Source organism: Nocardia sp. CDC160 (assembly GCF_035818795.1).
Taxonomy (GTDB): Bacteria; Actinomycetota; Actinomycetes; order Mycobacteriales; family Mycobacteriaceae; genus Nocardia.
This window is the reverse complement of the sequence record NZ_JAYKYT010000003.1, coordinates 302,227-321,166: the sequence shown is the minus strand read 5'-3', so window position 1 is coordinate 321,166 and position 18,940 is coordinate 302,227. Positions and strand designations below refer to the sequence as shown.

General features: G+C 67.9%; 21 protein-coding genes. 16 read left to right on the top strand and 5 right to left on the bottom strand.

Annotation, left to right across the window (positions count from 1 at the left end):
- The first annotated feature begins 40 nt into the window (after positions 1 to 40).
- The 10 genes from VMT40_RS16075 (at position 41) to era (ending at position 9,090) form a co-directional block, all read left to right on the top strand.
- Positions 41 to 835, top strand: a complete 795-nt coding sequence (locus tag VMT40_RS16075; RefSeq protein WP_326358970.1) for an alpha/beta fold hydrolase — start codon at positions 41 to 43, stop codon at positions 833 to 835.
- Positions 836 to 844: 9 nt separating this feature from the next.
- A complete protein-coding gene (locus VMT40_RS16070; RefSeq protein ID WP_326358969.1) occupies positions 845 to 1,432 on the top strand; it encodes a thioredoxin family protein in 588 nt (195 codons plus the stop codon).
- Positions 1,433 to 1,520: 88 nt separating this feature from the next.
- Positions 1,521 to 2,561, top strand: coding sequence for a heat-inducible transcriptional repressor HrcA (gene hrcA / locus VMT40_RS16065; RefSeq protein WP_326307063.1), 1,041 nt, complete (start codon positions 1,521 to 1,523; stop codon positions 2,559 to 2,561).
- 35 nt (positions 2,562 to 2,596) lie between these two features.
- A complete protein-coding gene (gene dnaJ, locus VMT40_RS16060; RefSeq protein WP_326358968.1) occupies positions 2,597 to 3,754 on the top strand; it encodes a molecular chaperone DnaJ in 1,158 nt (385 codons plus the stop codon).
- 4 nt (positions 3,755 to 3,758) lie between these two features.
- Positions 3,759 to 4,499: a 16S rRNA (uracil(1498)-N(3))-methyltransferase gene (locus VMT40_RS16055; RefSeq protein ID WP_326358966.1), complete on the top strand. Its 741-nt coding sequence runs from the start codon at positions 3,759 to 3,761 to the stop codon at positions 4,497 to 4,499.
- Between the two features lie 220 nt (positions 4,500 to 4,719).
- Positions 4,720 to 5,781, top strand: a complete 1,062-nt coding sequence (locus VMT40_RS16050) for a PhoH family protein (protein WP_326307468.1) — start codon at positions 4,720 to 4,722, stop codon at positions 5,779 to 5,781.
- Between the two features lie 22 nt (positions 5,782 to 5,803).
- Positions 5,804 to 6,361 carry an rRNA maturation RNase YbeY gene (gene ybeY / locus VMT40_RS16045; protein ID WP_326307067.1) on the top strand — a complete coding sequence of 186 codons (558 nt, stop codon included), beginning with the start codon at positions 5,804 to 5,806 and terminating at the stop codon, positions 6,359 to 6,361.
- Positions 6,358 to 7,683 (top strand): hemolysin family protein, encoded by a 1,326-nt coding sequence (locus VMT40_RS16040; protein WP_326358965.1) that lies wholly within the window; start codon positions 6,358 to 6,360, stop codon positions 7,681 to 7,683. The genes ybeY and VMT40_RS16040 overlap by 4 nt, the downstream gene beginning before the upstream one ends.
- Positions 7,676 to 8,128: a cytidine deaminase gene (locus tag VMT40_RS16035; RefSeq protein ID WP_326358963.1), complete on the top strand. Its 453-nt coding sequence runs from the start codon at positions 7,676 to 7,678 to the stop codon at positions 8,126 to 8,128. Before VMT40_RS16040 ends, VMT40_RS16035 begins: the two co-directional genes overlap by 8 nt.
- Positions 8,125 to 9,090 carry a GTPase Era gene (era, locus tag VMT40_RS16030; RefSeq protein WP_326358961.1) on the top strand — a complete coding sequence of 322 codons (966 nt, stop codon included), beginning with the start codon at positions 8,125 to 8,127 and terminating at the stop codon, positions 9,088 to 9,090. The genes VMT40_RS16035 and era overlap by 4 nt, the downstream gene beginning before the upstream one ends.
- A gap of 7 nt (positions 9,091 to 9,097) precedes the next feature.
- Here era and VMT40_RS16025 read toward each other — a convergent pair whose 3' ends face one another.
- On the bottom strand, positions 9,098 to 10,504 hold the full coding sequence (locus VMT40_RS16025) for an amidase (protein WP_326358960.1): 1,407 nt from the start codon (positions 10,502 to 10,504) through the stop codon (positions 9,098 to 9,100).
- A gap of 472 nt (positions 10,505 to 10,976) precedes the next feature.
- On the opposite strand from VMT40_RS16025, the gene recO reads away from it, so the two are divergent.
- Positions 10,977 to 11,786: a DNA repair protein RecO gene (recO, locus tag VMT40_RS16020; protein ID WP_326358959.1), complete on the top strand. Its 810-nt coding sequence runs from the start codon at positions 10,977 to 10,979 to the stop codon at positions 11,784 to 11,786.
- Between the two features lie 65 nt (positions 11,787 to 11,851).
- Here the strand turns inward: recO and VMT40_RS16015 are convergent, their stop codons facing one another.
- Positions 11,852 to 12,274, bottom strand: coding sequence for a YjdF family protein (locus VMT40_RS16015; protein ID WP_326358957.1), 423 nt, complete (start codon positions 12,272 to 12,274; stop codon positions 11,852 to 11,854).
- Between the two features lie 261 nt (positions 12,275 to 12,535).
- Between VMT40_RS16015 and VMT40_RS16010 the strand changes: the two genes are divergently transcribed.
- Positions 12,536 to 13,360: an isoprenyl transferase gene (locus tag VMT40_RS16010; RefSeq protein WP_326358956.1), complete on the top strand. Its 825-nt coding sequence runs from the start codon at positions 12,536 to 12,538 to the stop codon at positions 13,358 to 13,360.
- A complete protein-coding gene (locus VMT40_RS16005; RefSeq protein ID WP_442789989.1) occupies positions 13,357 to 13,764 on the top strand; it encodes a hypothetical protein in 408 nt (135 codons plus the stop codon). The genes VMT40_RS16010 and VMT40_RS16005 overlap by 4 nt, the downstream gene beginning before the upstream one ends.
- A 30-nt stretch (positions 13,765 to 13,794) precedes the next feature.
- On the opposite strand, the gene VMT40_RS16000 is transcribed toward VMT40_RS16005, so the two are convergent.
- A complete protein-coding gene (locus VMT40_RS16000) occupies positions 13,795 to 14,439 on the bottom strand; it encodes a TetR/AcrR family transcriptional regulator (protein ID WP_326358955.1) in 645 nt (214 codons plus the stop codon).
- A 103-nt stretch (positions 14,440 to 14,542) separates the two neighbouring features.
- Here VMT40_RS16000 and VMT40_RS15995 point away from each other — a divergent pair, with 103 nt between their 5' ends.
- Positions 14,543 to 15,511 carry a hypothetical protein gene (locus tag VMT40_RS15995; RefSeq protein ID WP_326358954.1) on the top strand — a complete coding sequence of 323 codons (969 nt, stop codon included), beginning with the start codon at positions 14,543 to 14,545 and terminating at the stop codon, positions 15,509 to 15,511.
- Between the two features lie 76 nt (positions 15,512 to 15,587).
- Here VMT40_RS15995 and VMT40_RS15990 read toward each other — a convergent pair whose 3' ends face one another.
- Together VMT40_RS15990 and VMT40_RS15985 are read right to left on the bottom strand one after the other, a co-directional pair.
- Positions 15,588 to 16,001 (bottom strand): Fur family transcriptional regulator, encoded by a 414-nt coding sequence (locus VMT40_RS15990; protein ID WP_326358953.1) that lies wholly within the window; start codon positions 15,999 to 16,001, stop codon positions 15,588 to 15,590.
- 3 nt (positions 16,002 to 16,004) lie between these two features.
- Positions 16,005 to 16,400: an ArsR/SmtB family transcription factor gene (locus VMT40_RS15985; RefSeq protein ID WP_326307079.1), complete on the bottom strand. Its 396-nt coding sequence runs from the start codon at positions 16,398 to 16,400 to the stop codon at positions 16,005 to 16,007.
- 248 nt (positions 16,401 to 16,648) lie between these two features.
- Between VMT40_RS15985 and VMT40_RS15980 the strand changes: the two genes are divergently transcribed.
- Both VMT40_RS15980 and VMT40_RS15975 read left to right on the top strand, forming a co-directional pair.
- A complete protein-coding gene (locus VMT40_RS15980) occupies positions 16,649 to 18,040 on the top strand; it encodes a glycine--tRNA ligase (protein WP_326358951.1) in 1,392 nt (463 codons plus the stop codon).
- Between the two features lie 192 nt (positions 18,041 to 18,232).
- Complete coding sequence (locus VMT40_RS15975; RefSeq protein WP_326358950.1) at positions 18,233 to 18,940, top strand: DUF6875 domain-containing protein; 708 nt, start codon at positions 18,233 to 18,235, stop codon at positions 18,938 to 18,940.

Here is an 18,940-nt window from a genome sequence, read left to right as displayed (position 1 = left end):
CCCTTTCCATGGTTGCGGACGTCCTGAAGAATTGACCTCCATGTTCCGGTTGGTGCGTGCCGCCGTCGTGACGGTGGCTCTCGTCCTTGGATCCCTGGTGGCCGCTGTACCCGCAACTGCCGCACCACTTCCCACAATCGTGCTGGTGCACGGCGCTTTTGCCGATTCCAGCAGCTGGGATGGGGTGGTCTCGCGGCTGCGTGACGACGGGTATCACGTTGTCACACTGGAGAATCCGCTGCGCGGCCCGGCATATGACGCGGCGGCGATCCAGCGCACGATCGATGGCATCGCCGGTCCCGTTGTGCTGGTGGGGCATTCGTACGGCGGCACGGTGATCAGCAATGTGCACGATGCGAAGGTCGAATCCCTGGTCTATATCGCGGCTTTCGCGCCTACGCAGGGTGAGTTCGCTTTGGAGGAGCTGAATCCGATCCAGTACCCGGGTTCTCAGCTGACATTGGCGTTGCGGCCCAAGATTGTCGACGACTCGCACGGCATCGCCGGGAAGAACCTCGACGCGTATGTCGATCCCGCGAGCTTCCACGATGTGTTCGCCCAGGACGTCGACCCGGCCACCGCCGCCGATATGGCCGCGCGCCAGCACTCCCTCGCCCTCACCGCGAATCTCGAACCCTCCGGCGCGCCCTCGTGGTCGGGCACCCCGAGCTGGTATCTCGTCTCCACCGCCGACCGCGTGATTCCCCCTGCCTCGCAATGGGATATGGCCAGGCGGATGGGTGCGCGCATCTCCTCGATCGACGCCTCGCACGCCGGGCTGGTGTCGCATCCGGCCGAGGTCGCCGCGGTGGTGGAGGCGGCCGCCGGTCGGTGAGAATGGGGTATGGCGCTCGCATCGTTCATGGTTCCGATCGGTACGCCCGCACCGGAATTCACCTTGCCCGCGGTGGACGGGTCCGAAGTCTCACTAGAGACTTTCGGCAAGGAGCCCGCGCTCTTGGTGGTGTTCCTGTCGAATCACTGTCCCTACGTGCGACGGATCGAGCATGGGCTGGCGGCGGTCACCGCGGAGTTGGCCGAGCGCGGGTTGGCCACGGTCGCCATCTGCAGCAATGACACGGCCAACTATCCCGACGACGACGCCGCGCATTTGCGAGATCAAGTGCGGCGGGCCGGTTTCCGCTTCCCGTACCTGATCGACGAGTCGCAGGCGGTGGCCCGGGCCTATCAGGCGGCCTGCACCCCGGACCTGTTCTTGTTCGACGCCGAACGGCGACTGGCCTACCGCGGCCGGTTCGACGCGGCCACACCCGGAAACCAAGAACCGGTCGATGGCTCGTCCCTGCGCGCCGCGGTCGAGTTGGTGCTCGCGGGGCAACCGGTCCCCGAGCCGCACACTCCGAGCGTCGGATGCGGCATCAAGTGGAAACCGGGCGCGGCGCCCGGCGGCTGGGTCACCTCGCGCGGCTGACCGGGCGGTCGCACAGCAACTTGCTAACGGGCCACTAAACTTGAGTGAATTGCTCCGGTAACCCGAAGGCGAGTAAGGAGGTGGGGCCATGTCGAGCACCGAACAGCGACGTCTAGAGGTCCTGCGGGCCATCGTGGCGGACTACATCGCGACCAAGGAGCCCATCGGTTCCAAAACCCTGGTAGAGCGGCACAACCTGGGCGTTTCCAGTGCCACCGTCCGCAATGACATGGCGGTGCTGGAAGCCGAGGGCTATATCGCCCAGCCGCACACCTCCTCGGGTCGCATTCCCACCGACAAGGGCTACCGCCAGTTCGTCGACCACATCTCCGAAGTGAAGCCGCTCTCCAACGCCGAGCGCCGCGCCATCATGGAATTCCTGGAGAGCGGTGTCGATCTCGACGATGTGCTGCGCCGCGGCGTCCGACTACTCGCCCAGCTGACCCGGCAGGTCGCCATGGTCCAGTACCCGACGGTGTCGGCCTCGACCGTGCGTCACATCGAGGTGGTGGCCCTGAACCAGGCGCGGCTGCTGCTGGTCGTGATCACCGACACCGGACGCGTCGATCAGCGCCTGGTCGATCTGGGCAATGTGATCAGCGAGGACGACCTGGCCGCCCTGCGCGGCATGCTGGGCAAGGCCATGGAGGGCAAGCGCCTGGCCGCCGCCTCCGCCTCGGTCGCCGAACTGCCCGAGCATGCCCCACCCAAACTCCGCGACGTCCTCATCCGGGTCTCGACCGTACTGGTCGAGACCCTGGTCGAGCATCCGGAGGAACGCCTCGTCCTCGGCGGCACCGCCAACCTCACCCGCAACGCGGCCGACTTCGCCGGGAATGGATTCCCCGGCTCGCTGCGTTCGGTTCTGGAGGCCCTCGAGGAGCAGGTGATCGTGCTGAAGCTGCTGGCCGCCGCGCAGGTGCCGGGTACGGTGACGGTGCAGATCGGCGAGGAGACCAAGCTCGAGCAGATGCGGGGGACGGCCGTGGTGTCCACCGGATACGGGATGCCCGGTACGGTGCTCGGAGGTATGGGGGTATTGGGGCCGACCCGCATGGACTACCCGGGGACGATCGCCTCGGTGGCGGCCGTCGCCCGATACATCGGTGAAGTACTCGCCGAACGATGAGCAAGTACGAGACGAAACAGGACTAGAGAGCGCACGTGGCACGGGACTACTACGCACTGCTCGGCGTCGCACGCAATGCGACCGACCAGGAGATCAAGCGCGCCTACCGCAAGTTGGCGCGTGAACTGCATCCCGACGTCAACCCGGACCCATCGGCCCAGGAGAAGTTCCGCGAGGTCTCCAGCGCCTACGAGGTGCTGTCGGACCCGGAGAAGCGACGCATCGTCGACCTCGGCGGCGACCCGCTGGAGTCCGGCGGCGGCATGGGCGGCGGGTTCTCCGGAGCCGGTTTCGGCGGCCTCGGCGACGTGTTCGAGGCGTTCTTCGGTGGCATGAACGCCTCCGGCGGCGGCGCCCGCAAGCCGCGCGGACGCGTGCAGCCCGGCGCGGATTCGCTGCTGCGCACGCGACTGTCGTTGCAGGAGTGCGCGGTCGGCGTCACCAAGCATCTGACCGTCGACACCGCCATCCTGTGTGATCTGTGCCAGGGCGCGGGCACCAATGGCAACTCCAAGCCGGTGCGGTGTGAAACCTGTGGCGGTGCGGGCGAAGTGCAGACCGTGCAGCGCTCCTTCCTCGGGCAGGTCATGACCTCGCGGCCCTGCCCCACCTGCCGCGGCGCGGGCGAGACCATTCCCGACCCCTGCCGCAAGTGTGGCGGCGACGGCCGCGTGCGTTCGCGCCGCGAGATCGCCGCGCCGATTCCGGCCGGTGTCGCCAATGGCATGCGGGTGCGCCTGGCCGCGCAGGGTGAGGTCGGCCCGGGCGGCGGTCCCGCCGGTGACCTGTACGTCGAGATCGTCGAACAGCCGCACGACACCTTCGTGCGCGACGGCGACGATCTGCACTGCACGATTCGCGTCCCCATGGTCGACGCCGCGCTCGGCACGACCGTCGTCATCGATACCATCCTCGATGGCCCGGTCGAGCTCACCATTCCCGCGGGCACCCAGCCCGGCGAGGCGTCGGTGCTGCGCGGCCACGGCATGCCCAAGCTGCGCGCCAGCTCGCGCGGCGATCTGATCGCGCACCTCGACATCGTGGTGCCGACCAAGCTCGACGCCAAGCAGTCCGATCTGCTGCGCAAGTACAAGGGCCTGCGCGCGGGCGAGCACACCGAGGTGATGACCGCTCAGTCCGAGCACAACTCGGGCCTGTTCGCGCGCCTGCGCGCGTCCTTCAGCGGACGCTGATCCCTTGGCCGCCACCGTCTTCTACCTCGACGACATCCCCGAGCCGGGCGCGACCGCGGTGCTCGACGGCCCCGAGGGCCGCCATGCCGCCACGGTCCGCCGCATCCGAGTGGGTGAACCCATCACCCTCTCCGACGGCCACGGCATCCTCGCCGACTCGGAAGTGGTTGCGGCCGCAAAGGATCGCCTCGACCTGAAGGTCCTGACCAAACGCATGGCGGAGCCCTGGACCCCGCAGGTCACGGTGGTCCAGGCCCTCCCCAAATCCGACCGCTCCGAACTAGCGGTCGAGCTCATGACCGAAGCAGGCGCCGACGCCATCGTCCCCTGGCAGGCCCTGCGCTGCGTTTCCAACTGGGAAGCCAAGGCCCGCAAGGGCGTCGAAAAATGGCGCGCCGCCGCGAAACAGGCCGCCCGCCAATCCCGCCGCGCCTACATCCCCGACGTAGCCGACCTCCACACCACCCGCGACCTCCTGGATCTGGTGCGTACGGCCAAGTCTCACGGCGCGATCGTCGCGGCCCTGCACGAGTCCGGCGAATCCCGTTTGACCGAACTGTCTTTCGACGGCGTCCCCGAAATCATCCTCATCGTCGGCCCCGAAGGCGGCCTCGACGACTCCGAACTGAAGTCCCTGGCCGACGCCGGTGCCGACATCGTGCTGCTCGGCCCGACCGTGCTGCGCACCTCCACCGCCGCGGCGGTCGCGCTCGGCGCGCTCGGCGCGCTCACCCCGCGCTGGTAGTCGCGCCTCACCCGGTTGCGGCACGGAATGGATTCGGGGGTGCGGCAGTTGCATAGCGTCGGGGTGTTTCGCCTGCTGGTAGCGGCTTATTCACTGGGCGGTGTCGGTGGGCGGCGGTAAACTTCTGTCAACGACGGCGGCATCGAGACCGGAAAGCAGGCCATAGGCACTTTTGAGAAACCCAGGCGAAATCGGCGATCAGAGCATCCCTACTGCCGCCATCGGGGGCGGCGGCAACGGTTCCGGACCAGCGGGGCGGACCGTTCGTTCCAGCATCGAATTGGCACCGGAGTCGGTATTCGGATTCCTGGGTTCGGCTGACGAGAACCTGCGTGAACTCGAGCGCCTCCTCGATGCCGACATCCATGTCCGCGGCAACTCCGTCACGCTGACCGGCAAGCCCGCCGATGTCGCGCTGGCGGAACGGGTCGTCGCCCAGTTGGTCGCGCTCACCGCGCGCAATCGGGTGGTCTCGCCCGAGGCGGTCCGGCACACCTACTCCATGCTCACCGAGGGCTCCTCGGATTCCCCGGCGGAGGTGCTGAGCCTGGACATCCTGTCCCGGCGCGGCAAGACCATCCGACCCAAGACGCTGAACCAGAAGCGCTATGTCGACGCCATCGACGCGCACACCATCGTCTTCGGCGTCGGCCCGGCCGGTACCGGCAAGACCTATCTGGCCATGGCCAAGGCCGTGCAGGCGTTGCAGACCAAGCAGGTCAATCGCATCATCCTGACCCGGCCCGCGGTCGAGGCGGGTGAGCGGCTGGGCTTCCTGCCGGGCACGCTCAACGAGAAGATCGACCCGTACCTACGCCCGCTCTACGACGCCCTGCACGACATGATGGATCCCGAGGCGATCCCGAAGTTGATGCAGGCCGGTGTCATCGAGGTCGCACCCCTGGCCTACATGCGCGGTCGCACGCTCAACGACTCGTTCATCATTCTCGACGAGGCGCAGAACACCACGGCCGAGCAGATGAAGATGTTCCTCACCCGCCTGGGCTTCGGTTCCAAGATCGTGGTCACCGGTGACATCACCCAGATCGATCTGCCGAACGGCTCGCGGTCGGGTCTGCGGGCGGCCACGGAGATCCTGCACGGCATCGAGGACATCCATATCGCAGAGCTCACCAGCGCGGATGTGGTTCGTCACCGGCTGGTCGGGGCGATCGTCGACGCGTACGACCGGTACGAGGCGGACTCCCGGCCACCGGCCGCGGTCCACTATCCGGGCAATCGCGCGCAGCGACGTGCCGCGAGCCGAGGAGAGCGACACTGAGCTCGCACTCTAGGCTGTTCGGGTGAGTATCGAGATCGCCAACGAATCGGGTATCGAGGTATCCGAAGAAGAACTGGTCAGCGTCGCGCGCTTCGTGATCGGTCAGATGGACGTCCATCCGGCGGCCGAGCTGTCGATGGTGCTGGTCGATCTCGACACCATGGCGGATCTGCACATGCGCTGGATGGACCTGCCCGGTCCGACCGACGTCATGAGCTTCCCCATGGACGAGCTGGAACCGGGCGGGCGGCCCGACGCCGCCGAGCCCGGTCCCTCCATGCTCGGTGACATCGTGCTCTGCCCGGAGTTCGCGGCCCAGCAGGCCGAGAAGGCCGGGCACTCCATGGATCACGAGCTGGCGCTGCTGACCGTGCACGGCGTCCTGCACCTGCTCGGCTACGACCACGCCGAGCCGGAGGAGGAGAAGGAGATGTTCGCGCTCCAGGCATCCCTGCTCGAGGGCTGGTACGAGCATGTCCGCCAGGAGATGCGCCGCGCCGAGCTGGCCGACCGCGATCAGCAGCTGCTGGGCAAGACCGGATTCACCGATTCGACCGGTGATCCGCTGGGCCCGGCGTGAATTCACTCGTTCTGCTCCTGCTGGCGATCGTCCTGGTCCCGGCGGGCGGTGTCTTCGCGGCGCTGGATTCGGCGCTGAACACCATTTCGCCCGCGCGCGTGGAGGATCTGGTGCGTGCCGATCGCACCGGGGCCGCGCGGCTGGCGCGCATCATCGCCGACCGGCCGCGCTATGTGAATCTCATGGTGCTGCTGCGGCTCACGTGCGAGATCACCGCGACCGTCCTGCTGGCGGCGGTGCTCATGGACTGGCTCGACGAGGCACCCGCGCTGCTCGTCACCGCGGCGGTCATGGTGCTGGTCGACTATCTGGTGATCGGTGTCGGCCCGCGCACGCTGGGCCGCCAGCACGCGTATTCGCTGGCGCTGGGCGCTTCGCTGCCGCTGCAGGCGATCGGCTCGCTGCTCGGCCCGATCAGTCGGCTGCTGATCCTGGTCGGCAATGCGATCACCCCCGGTAAGGGATTCCGCAACGGCCCCTTCGCCTCCGAGATCGAGTTGCGCGAGGTGGTGGATCTGGCGGGCGAGCGCGGTGTCGTGGACGCCGACGAGCGCCGCATGATCCAGTCGGTCTTCGAACTCGACACCACCCCCGCGCGCGAGGTCATGGTGCCGCGCACCGAGATGGTGTGGATCGAGGCGGAAAAGAGCGCCGCGCAAGCGATGTCGCTGGCCGTGCGGTCCGGGCACTCGCGAATTCCGGTGGTGGGGGAGAACGTCGACGACATTCTCGGCGTCGTCTACCTGAAAGACCTGGTGCCGTACGCGGATCGGAGCCGGAAGGTGAAGGTCCGGCAGGTCATGCGGCCCGCCGTGTTCATGCCGGACTCCAAGCCGCTGGACGCGCTGCTGGACGAGATGCAGCGCCGCCGCAATCACATGTCGCTGCTGGTCGACGAGTACGGCGGTATTGCCGGGCTGGTCACCATCGAGGACATTCTCGAGGAGATCGTGGGCGAGATCGCCGACGAGTACGACAAGGACGAGATCGCGCCGATCGAGCAGATCGGCAGCGGCCGCTACCGGGTCTCGGCCCGGCTGCCGGTGGACGACCTGGGCGAGCTGTTCGGCATGCAGATCGAGGACGAGGACGTCGACACCGTCGGCGGCCTGCTCGCGCATGCGCTGGGCCGCGTTCCGCTGCCCGGCTCCAAGGCCGTCATTCACGGCCTGCAATTGAAGGGGGAGGGCGGGGCCGACGCCCGGGGCCGCATGCGCATCCACACCGTGGTGGTGCGCAAGGCCCCCGAGAAGGCGAGAAGCGAACCCGCGGAACATGAGCCGGTCGGCGGCGCACACGAAGATGGAGAGACCGATGATTGAGTTGGATGCCGAGGACAACAAGCTGGCGGTCCTCGCTCGTGGCGCCATGGGACGCACCGGTGGCGTGGGCGGCGCGGCCGTGCGCGATACCGATGGGCGCACCTACGCGGCCGGGGCGGTGGAGCTGGCGGCCCTGAAGCTGACCGCCCTGCAGGCGGCCGTGGCGGCCGCGATCTCCAGCGGCGCCGAGGGTTTCGAGGCGGCCGTGGTGGTCGCGGGCAAGCTGTCGGATCTGGGTATTTCGGCGGTGCGCGAGGTATCGCCTTCCGCGCGAATCATTTTCACCGATGCCAAGGGCGCGGTGTTCGACGTGTTGGACGCGGCCGACACCTACGGCGTCGAGAATCCCATCTCGGCCCTGCGGCCCGAGGCCGACAATGCGGCAGGGGAACGTGATGTCCCGGCGGGGTTCGACCTCGACACCGAATCGGAGGTTTTCGAATGAGCGCTCAGGGCAAGGGTTCCGATCAGGGCCAGGTCGAATTCCGTTCCGGCTTCGTCTGTTTCGTGGGTCGGCCGAACACCGGCAAGTCCACGCTGACCAATGCCATGGTGGGGCAGAAGATCGCCATCACCTCCTCGCGTCCGCAGACCACGCGCCACACCATTCGCGGCATCGTGCACCGCGAGCACGCGCAGCTGATCCTCGTCGACACCCCCGGCCTGCACCGCCCGCGCACCCTGCTCGGCCAGCGGCTCAATGACCTGGTGCGCGATACGTATTCCGAGGTCGACGTGATCGCGGTGTGCATTCCGGCCGACGAGAAGATCGGCCCCGGCGACCGCTGGATCGTCGAGCAGGTCAAGACCATGGCGCCCAAGACCACCCTGCTGGGTGTGGTCACCAAGATCGACAAGGTGAGCCGCGACCAGGTGGCCCACCAGCTCATGGCCGTCTCCCAGCTGCTGGGCCCCGAGGCCGAGGTGGTCCCGGTCTCCGCGGTCAAGGGCGAACAGGTCGAGGTTCTCATCGACGTCATCGCCTCCCAGATGCCCGAAGGCCCGGCCTTCTACCCGGACGGCGAGCTCACCGATGAGCCCGAGGAAGTCCTCATGGCCGAGCTCATTCGCGAGGCGGCCCTCGAGGGCGTGCGCGACGAACTCCCGCACTCCCTCGCCGTGGTCATCGAGGAGGTCCTCGAACGCGAGGAGAACGAGGACACCGACACCGACGGCCGCCGCTCCACCGAGGGCATGCTCGACGTCCACGCCCTGCTGTATGTGGAACGCCCGAGCCAGAAGGCCATCATCATCGGCAAGGGCGGTGCCCGCCTGAAGGAGGTAGGCACCAACGCCCGCAAGCAAATCGAACACATCCTGGGCACCCGCATCTACCTTCACCTGCACGTCAAGGTGGCCAAGGACTGGCAGCGCGATCCCAAGCAGCTCGGCAAGCTCGGCTTCTAGCCCGCGGTCACCACCAGGCGGCGGGGCGGGTCTTGTGCCACTCCAGCTCTGATTCGAGTTGGGCGGCAACGGAAACCAGGAGGGGCTCGGAGTTGGCCGGGCCCATCAGTTGGGAGCCGACGGGGAGGCCGGTGGCGGTGAAGCCGGACGGGACGTTCACCGCGGGCCAGCCGAGGACGTTCCACGGCCACGTGTAAGGGCATGCGGCGGTGATGAGTTCGTCGGTGGCCCAGTTGCCGATGCCGTCGATCTCGGTGACGCCCGGGGGCGGGGTGGCCGTGGTGGGGGCGATTACCAGGTCGAAGTCGTCGAAGATGCGGCCGATTCGCATGCGCAGCAACGGTTCTGCCTGTCGGGCCGCGAACAGCAGTGGGGAGAGCAGGCGGCCGACGGCGGCATTGTGGGTGGTGCGGGGGTCCACCTGTGCGCCGGGGAGGCGTTTGAGAGCCTGGTCGACGCCGGTCAGGGACCGCGGGAGAAAGCTCACGCCCGCGAGGATTCCGTAGTGGACGTCGGCGATGGTGACCTGGTGGCCGAGGCGGCGCAGCGTGTTCGCGGTGGCGTGGACGCGGGCCTCGACCTCGCGATCGAGCCGGGTCTTGGTGGCGGTGAAGGGGATTCGCAGTGAGAGCGCGATGCGTAGACGGCCCGGATCGCGGCCGATGGCATCGGAGACGCGCAGGGCGGGCGGGGTGTGCAGGTCGCCCGGATGGGGTCCGGCGGCCGCGTCCAGCAGCAGCGCGGCGTCGGCGACGGTGCGGGCGAGCGGTCCGTTCACGGTGAGGCCGTAGAACGCCTCCGGCAGCGGCCAGGTCGAGATGCGGCCGCGCTGGGGCTTGATGCCGACCAGGTTGTTCCACGCGGCCGGAATGCGCACCGAGCCCGCGCCGTCGGAACCCAGTGCGGCGGGTACCAATCCGGCGGCCACGGCCGCGCCGGAACCGCCCGAGGAGCCGCCGGGGGTGTGGTCGGCACTCCACGGATTCCTGGTGTGGCCGAAGGCTTCTCCGCTGGTGAACGGCAGCTGGCCGAGCTCGCAGGTATTGGTCTTGCCGACGATGACGGCCCCGGCTGCGCGCAGCCGCCGAACCGCCTCGGCGTCTTCGGTTTTCACCGGGAACTCGCCGCCGCAGCCGAAAGCGGTTGGGGTACCGGCCAAGTCGGTGTCGTCCTTGATGGCCAGCGGCACGCCGAGCAGCGGGGCCCGTTCGCCCGCCGCGAGTTTCCGGTCCGCGTCCGCCGCCTCGGCGAGCGCCTCGGCGCGGCGCACGATCCGGAAGGCATTGAGCCCCTGCTGACTTGCCTCGATCCGGTCGAGGACGGCCGTCGTCGCCTCGACCGAGGTGAGCGTGCCGTCCGCCAGTGCCGCCGCGAGTTCCGCCAGCCCGAGCTCGCCAACCGACGCCAATGTCATGTGAACCCCGTCTCTTTCGTACCCGTGGGTAACGTAGCGCGATTCTGGTCACACGTCCAATGTTGGTCGGGTGGGGTGCACCGCCGTGAGATCCGGTGTTGGGCCCACCCCTCCGGGGTCGAACACCGGACCTCGGCACGGCTCATTCGCGATGGCGGTCGACGCACGCCGGAATCGGGCTCGCGTGCGCGAAGCCATCCGAACCGCGTGTGCCAGGCGGCGGCGTCGGACAGGGGCCGCCCGGTCGGCACGCCAGCCGGGCAGAGCGTGGCGCGGACGGGGCGGCCGCCCAGCGCGAACCGGCCCCCGGAGTGTGGCGAGTCATGAGTCCTCCTCCGAGGCGGTGCGCGGGCTTCCTGTTCGACGAGGTGAGCATGGAATCCCCCGCCAATCACCCACCAACGAACTTCTAATCGCCACACGCCCGCCGACTCGTCGCCACCCGGTCGGTCCCGCGTGCGAGACTGTTGCGGTGCGGTTGTATCGGGATCATGCGGTGGTGCTGCGCCAGCACAAGCTGGGCGAGGCGGATCGCATTGTCACGTTGCTGACCCGGCAGCACGGTTTGGTTCGGGCGGTGGCCAAGGGGGTTCGGCGGACTCGGTCGAAATTCGGTGCCCGGCTGGAGCCTTTCGCGTACGTGGATGTGCAGTTGCATCCGGGGCGGAATCTCGACACCGTCACCCAGGTTCACACCGTCGAGACCTTCGCCGCCGATATCGTCGCCGACTACGGCCGCTACACGACCGCCTGCGCGGTGCTCGAGACCGCCGAACGCTTGGCGGGCGAGGAGGGCGCACCGGCCCCTCGCCTGCACACCCTCACCGCCGGAGCCCTGCGTGCCATCGCCCTCGGCCGTCGCCCGCACGAGTTGATCCTCGACGCATTCCTGTTGCGCGCCATGGGTTTCGCCGGATGGGCCCCCGCCCTCGACGACTGCGCCCGCTGCGCCACTCCCGGCCCGCACCGCGCCTTCCACGTGGCCGCGGGCGGCGCGGTCTGCGTCCACTGCCGCCCGCCCGGCGCCGCCACCCCCATGCTCGGCGTCCTAGACCACATGAGCGCCCTCAACCGCGGTGACTGGACCGGCGTCGACGCCATCCCCACCACCCTCCGCCGCCAAGCCAGCGGCCTCATCGCCGCCCACCTCCAATGGCACCTCGAACGCCAACTCCGCACCCTCCCTTTGATCGAACGCACCCGCCCCCACGCGACCGTCGAACGTGTGGAGGCCGTCGACCCCGCCGCGGTCGCCGAGAGGCCCCGAGCCGCCATCGGTTGACGGTATGGCGAGGGTCGCTGATCCGGCCGTGAGCTCGGCGCGGACCGGTGGGGCGTGCGGCCGCGTCAATGCCCGCGGCGCTTGGCCTTTCGCTTGCGAATCGCCTCCGCGCGCTGCTGTTCCGCCGCCTCGGCGCGGCGGCGTTTGGCGGCGGCGCGATTTTCGTGTCCGGCCTGCTCGTGGGCGAGGCGCAGGGCATCCTGGGCGGCCGAGGTGAGGGGGCGGGCCGCCTGTTCGCGGGCGGCCATGCGGGCCAGGCGTTTCGGATTCACCGTCGCGGTGGGCCGGGTCCCGGCGGGGACGGCGGGTGCGGCCAGGGCGCGGTCGAACAGGGCACCCGAGTGCTTGACCGCGAACTCCTCGAGTTCGGCATTGGTCGGCTCCGCCCCGAAGACGTGGCGGGCCGCGCGCACGGATGAGCCGTCGGTGATCTCCAGGACCCCGACCCAGAATTGGCCGTCGTAGAACACGCTGAACGTGCTCGGCATCTGTACCTCCCATGGTTGTGGTGCGGCGTATGTCGCGATGAGAGGACGAACCGGACACCCTGGGAGGGAGGTTACTGACTCGCGCAGCGAGCGCCCGGACTACCGACCGGACCGTGTTTTCGCTCGTCCGGCAGGGAAGCCTAGTCAGGTTCGGTGCGATCCGAAACCGAGTTTTCGCCACCCGGGTGCGCGGTGGAGGAAGTGTGGAGGTTCCGGGGGAATGCCGTGGGGGGCGTTCGGGGGTTGGGGGCGTCGGGCAGGATGGTGGGCGTGATCGGTACTCGGAAGTCCTCCACTGAGCAGCTCGAGACTTTGACGGGGCAGCGTGTTGTGCGGCCGCCGTCGCCGCATCCGTCGGGGGCGCGGCCGCCCGCCATTCCGGCGGAGTTCGTGCCCAAGCATGTGGCGCTGGTGATGGATGGGAACGGGCGCTGGGCGCAGGAGCGTGGGCTGCCGCGCACCGCCGGGCACGAGCGCGGCGAGGCGGTGCTCATGGACACCGTCGAGGGCTGCATCGAGATGGGCGTGAAGTGGCTGTCGGCGTACGCGTTCTCGACCGAGAACTGGAAGCGCAGTCCGGAGGAGGTGCGCTTCCTCATGGGCTTCAACCGCGATGTGATCCGCCGCCGCCGCGACGAGATGCACGAGATGGGTGTGCGGGTGCGCTGGGCCGGGCGTCGACCGCGCCTGTGGCGCAGCGTGATCAAGGAATTGGAAGTCGCCGAGGAGCTCACCAAGGACAATACGGTGATGACCCTCACCATGTGCGTCAACTATGGTGGCCGCGCCGAGATCGCCGATGCCGCACGGGAAATCGCGCGCCGGGTGGCGGCCGGTGAACTCGATCCGGAGAAGGTGACCGAGGCGACCGTCGCCCGCTACCTCGACGAACCCGATATGCCGGACGTGGATCTGTTCCTGCGCCCCTCCGGTGAGCTGCGCAGCTCCAACTTCCTGATCTGGCAGGCCGCCTACGCCGAATTCGTCTTCCAGGAAACCCTTTTCCCCGACTTCGATCGCCGCAACCTGTGGGACGCGTGCCTCGAATACGCCAAGCGCGACCGCCGATTCGGAGGCGTGAAGTGACCGATCAGCTCACACCGGCCGAGGAACTCCAGGCCCGCGCCCGCGCGCTGCTGCTGCGCTACGGCGTGGAAGTGCGCGAGGAGGAGGGCGGTCTCGGCTTCGAATACGAGGGCGCGCTGTGCTCGCTGCGCGGTGTCAACCTCTCGCCCGGACTGGATGTGCTGGCGCTCATGTGCATCCTCGCCTGGGACCGTCCGCTGAAACCCCAGTTGCACAAGCGCGTCGCCGAGCGCAACGCCGCCCTCCAGTTCGGCACCCTCACCGTCGTGTCCCGCGAGAAGACCGCCGACGTCATCCTGCGCTACACCTTCCCCGCCGCCGGTCTCGAGGACGAGCCCCTGGCCACCATCCTGCTGCTGACCCTCTCCGGCGCGGGCCGCGCCCGCCAGGGCCTGCTGCCCTAGCCGATTCGACCCGCCCGCGCCGAGTCGCGTTCAGGCTCGGGCGGATTCGGCCCCGGTCGCCGCCGCGGCCGGGGTGTCGACCCGGATGCCCGGGGTGAGCAGCTGGACGCCGCGGTAGAGGGTGTCGGGGTCGATGTCGCCCATGATGAGGTGCTGCAGGATGAAGCCGGGCAGGATGCCGAGCATGGTCTTGGCGGCCGCGTCGGTATCGGAATCCGGTGGGAGCCAGCCGACTTCGCGCATGCGGACGGCGTAGTCGAACCAGAGGCGGCGGATGCCGCCCATGGTGGTGCGGACGTAGTCGGCGATATTGGGGTCGGTGAGGGCCAGCGACCACGCCTGGGGGATGAGGTGGACCGGGCCGCCGGGCACGCTCAGCCGGACGATGGCCTCCGCGACCGTGTGGATCAGTTCGGCGGGCGTGGGTAGTGGATTGGTGTGCACGGCCTCGTAGAGGGCGGCGTGTAGCTCGGTGCTCGCCTCGGTGGTGAGGGCGGCGATGATGTCGTCCTTGGACTTGAAGTAGCGGTAGACCGCACCGGCGGAGAGCCCGGATTCGGCGAAGACGTCCTGCATGGTGGTGGCGTGCAGGCCCTTGCGGGCGAAGCAGGATTGGGCGGCGTCGAGGATCTGCTGCCTGCGGCGTTCCAGGTGTTCCTCGCTGACTCTGGGCATGCGCCCAAAGTAAAACGAATATCCGTTCTTGACAAGGTGACAGCTGGATGTCAGCCTTGTCCCAACTTAAAAGAACGAACCTTCGCTTTCTTTGGGATTCGCCATGAACACAGTGCAGCGCGCCCTTGCGCTCGGTCTGGCCGCGGCCGCCATTCAAGCCCTCATGCTCATCGCGTTCGCGTGGCCCGCCGCGCGCATCGCGCCCCGCGATCTGCCCATTGCCGTCACCGGACCGCAGGCCACCGCGGTCGCCCAGCAGTTGACTGCTCGCGAGCCCGGCGGCTTCGATATCCGCACCGTCGCAGACGAATCCGCGGCTCGGGACGCCATCACGCACCGAGATGTCTACGGGGCCATCGTGACCGGTGGGCAGCCTCGGGTGTTGATCGCCTCGGCCGCGAGCCCGATTGTGGCCCAGCAGCTTTCGGGGTTCGCGCAGCAGTTGGGTGGGGTGCAGGCCGCTCCGGCGCAGGATGTGGTCGCGGCCGATCCGCATGATCCGCGCGGGACCGGGTTCGGCGCGATGGTGCTGCCGCTGGTCATGTCCGGGATTGCCGGGGGAGTGCTGCTCACGCTGTTGGTGCCGTCGGTCCGGGCTCGGGTGCTCGGGCTGGTCACCTTCGCGATTGTCGGTGGGCTGCTGAGCATGTCGGTCGTGCAGGGCTGGCTGCATCTGCTGCCGGGCTCGTATGTGACCATGGCGGCGATCAGCGGCCTGGTGTCGTTCGCGGTCGCCGGGACCGTGGCGGGCTTGGCCGCCGCCATCGGACCGGCGGGGATCGGCGTGGCCGCGCTGACCATGCTGCTGATCGGAAACCCGTTCTCCGGGGCCACTTCCGCGCCCGAGCTGCTGCCCAAGCCGTGGGGCGCCATCGGCCAGCTGCTCCCGCCCGGTGCCGCCGCGACCCTGCTCCGCTCGGCCGCCTTCTTCGGCGACGCCTCGATCGCGGGACCGCTGACGGTCCTGCTGTGCTGGGCCGCGGCCGCTCTCGCGCTGTTCGGCATCGGCATCGCGCGCACCTCGCGCCCGGCCGCAGCCGCGGCCGCTTCCGACCCGGTCCCGGCCGTGTGATCCCGAGGGTCATTCCGGCGAAACAGAGCGCGCCCCTGCGTATTACGCAGGGGCGCGCGGGTCGTTGCCAGCGATGTCAGCTCTTGCCGTGGCAGCAGTCCTTGCAGGTGCCGAAGATCTCCATGGTGTGGGAGATGTCGGTGAACCCGTGTTCGGCGGCGATCGAGTCGGCCCAGGCTTCGACGGTCGGGCCCTCCACCTCCACGGTGCTCCCGCACTGACGGCAGACCAGGTGATGGTGATGTCCGGTGGAGCACTGCCGGTACACCGATTCGCCGGTGTCGGTGCGCAGCACGTCGACCAGTCCGGCGTCGGCCAGCGATTGCAGGGTGCGGTAGACCGTGGTCAGGCCGATGCCCTCACCGCGCTTGCGGAGCTCGTCGTGCAGCTCTTGCGCGGAGCGGAATTCGTCGACGTCGGCGAGCAGGGCGGCGATGGCGCTGCGCTGCCGCGTGCTGCGGACTCCGACGGTCTTCTCGCTAGTTCCCACGGATCACCCTTCCTCGGCGTGCGCGACCGCGTCGATCACGATATGCGCCAGATGCTCGTCGACCAGTTCGTAGATGACCTCGCGCCCGGTGCGCTCACCGCGCACCACGCCCGCGGACTTGAGAATCCGTAGGTGCTGGGAGATCAGCGGCTGGGTCACCCCGAGGGTGTCTACCAGTTCGTGGACGCAGCGCGGCGATTCGCGGAGCTGCAACACAATGGCGATGCGTACCGGCGCGGCCAATGCGCGCAGGAGCTCTCCGGCGGAGTCGAGAATGGTGCGCGAGGGCACGGCCGGTGGCTGGGGTGACCGGTAGGGATACGGGTCGTGCGGGATCGCGGCCGGGGTCTCCGTCGCGATCTGCGAGCGCCGCAGGGGCGCACCGCTCTCGGTGGTCATCGAACCAACTCCTTATTGGAAACCGATGCCATTCTTATATGCATGCTTGCGCATGTCAAACACGACACGACCCAACTCTCCGGGACCTCTCAGGGCTTCGCCCCGAACCCCACGAATACCCCGCCCCGCCGCACCCTGCGGCGGGGCGGGGTTGTCGCACCGGGCATCGGTGTAAATCGGCTCGCACCGTGCAGATAGTCTTGACTCAATCCTTTGCAATCTTCCGGACACGGATGGAGAACTGTTCAGTGGCACCCAAGTCGAAGGTGGACACCGTCGCCAATCTCGCCAAGCGTCGGGGTCTCGTGTACCCGAGCGGTGAGATCTATGGCGGAACGAAGTCGGCCTGGGATTACGGTCCGCTGGGCGTGGAGCTCAAGGAGAACATCAAGCGGCAGTGGTGGCGGTCCATGGTGACCAGCCGCGACGACGTGGTCGGCCTGGACTCGTCGATCATCCTGCCGCGTCAGGTGTGGGTGGCCTCGGGCCACGTCGCGGTGTTCAACGACCCGCTGGTGGAGTGCCTCAACTGCCACAAGCGGCACCGGCAGGACCACCTGCAGGAGGCGTACGCCGAGAAGAACAAGATCGACGACCCGGATTCGGTCCCGATGGACAAGATCGTGTGCCCGGACTGCGGCACCGTCGGCCAGTGGACCGAGCCCAAGGACTTCAACATGATGCTGAAGACCTACCTGGGCCCGGTCGAGTCCGAGGACGGCATGCACTACCTGCGCCCGGAGACCGCGCAGGGCATCTTCGTCAACTACAAGAACGTCGAGACCACCGCGCGCAAGAAGCCCCCGTTCGGCATCGCGCAGATCGGTAAGTCGTTCCGCAACGAGATCACCCCGGGCAACTTCATCTTCCGCACCCGCGAGTTCGAGCAGATGGAGATGGAGTTCTTCGTCAAGCCGGGCGAGGACGAGCAGTGGCATCAGTACTGGATCGACACCCGCATGGCCTGGTACACCGACCTCGGCATCGACCCGGAGAACCTGCGCCTGTACGAGCACCCGAAGGAGAAGCTCTCGCACTACTCCACCCGCACGGTGGACATCGAGTACCGCTTCCAGTTCCAGGGCAGCGAGTGGGGTGAGCTCGAGGGCGTCGCGAACCGCACCGACTTCGACCTGAAGACCCATTCCGAGCATTCCGGAACGGATCTGAGCTTCTTCGACCAGACCACGGGCGAGCGCTTCGTGCCGTACGTGATCGAGCCCGCGGCGGGTCTGACCCGTTCTCTCATGGCCTTTTTGGTCGATGCCTACCACGTCGAGCAGGTGCCGACGGCCAAGGGCGGGGTGGAGGATCGCACCACTTTGCGCCTGGATCCCCGGCTCGCTCCTGTCAAGGCCGCTGTCCTTCCGTTGTCCCGAAACGCGGACCTCTCGCCGAAGGCGAAGGACCTCGCCGCGCAGTTGCGCAAGAACTGGAACGTGGACTTCGACGACGCCGGGGCAATCGGCCGCCGCTACCGTCGCCAGGACGAGATCGGCACCCCGTACTGCATCACGGTCGACTTCGACACGCTGGAAGACCAGGCTGTCACCGTGCGTGAACGGGACTCGATGGCCCAGGAGCGCGTCGCTCTTGATCAAGTAGAGGGCTACCTGGCTACGCGCCTCATCGGCGCCTGATACCGCCCCCACTGGAAAGACCGGTCAACACCTGACCGGTCTTTTCTTTATTCCATTGCCCCCGAAATTCGGGGCGCTGTAGAGAAATTGGGTACATCACTACTCGTGTTAACGGCCCATGACCGGGGGAGTATTTAGGTGTATGGGCAACGGCGCCTTCTTCTGCCGTAGCTCGATCATCCGAGGTGAGTCATGAGCGAGCGTGTTATCGGCCCCCGCTCGGGGCTGCAATGGGTCTCATTGGGGGACACCGGATCATCGTGCCCCGCCGCCAAGTCCACGGTGGCGGCTTTTCGATCTTGGGCTGATTCCTTTCTGACCCAACCCAGTGATGAACTGGGTCGAGACGGGCCGGTGTGCCCGTATGTCCGACCATCCATGCGACGCGATCTGCTGTGGCTGGCGCAGGTGCCCGCCGCGGAGCCGCGTCCGATGTGGGTGCGTGCCATCATCAAGGACGCATTGGAGGTTTATCCCGAACTGCCCACGGGGAACGGCAGTTCCACTTCCGTGTTGCGCGCGATGATCACCGTATTTCCTAATTTGAAGGATTATACGCTGATCGACGAAATGCACGCGGAATTCAAGAGCAAGTTCGTCGAACGCGGCACCATGCTCGGGCAGTTTTATCCGGGCTGTGACCAACCGGGCTTGTGGAACAAGGATTTTCGGCCATTGGACGCGCCGCTGCCAATGTTGGTGGTGCGCAGCATGATGACGACCGATTTCGCGTTCCTGCTCGACAAGCCGGAATGGGCCGACGCGTACGTGCGCAAGTTCGCACCGACGCTGCCCGCGCACGTGCGCTCGGTCATGGTGGGGCGCTTGACGTCTCGCCCCGCGTCCTGGTTGCCCGCCTACGAGGCGGTACCCGACGAATCCTGCTCGACCAGCAGTTAG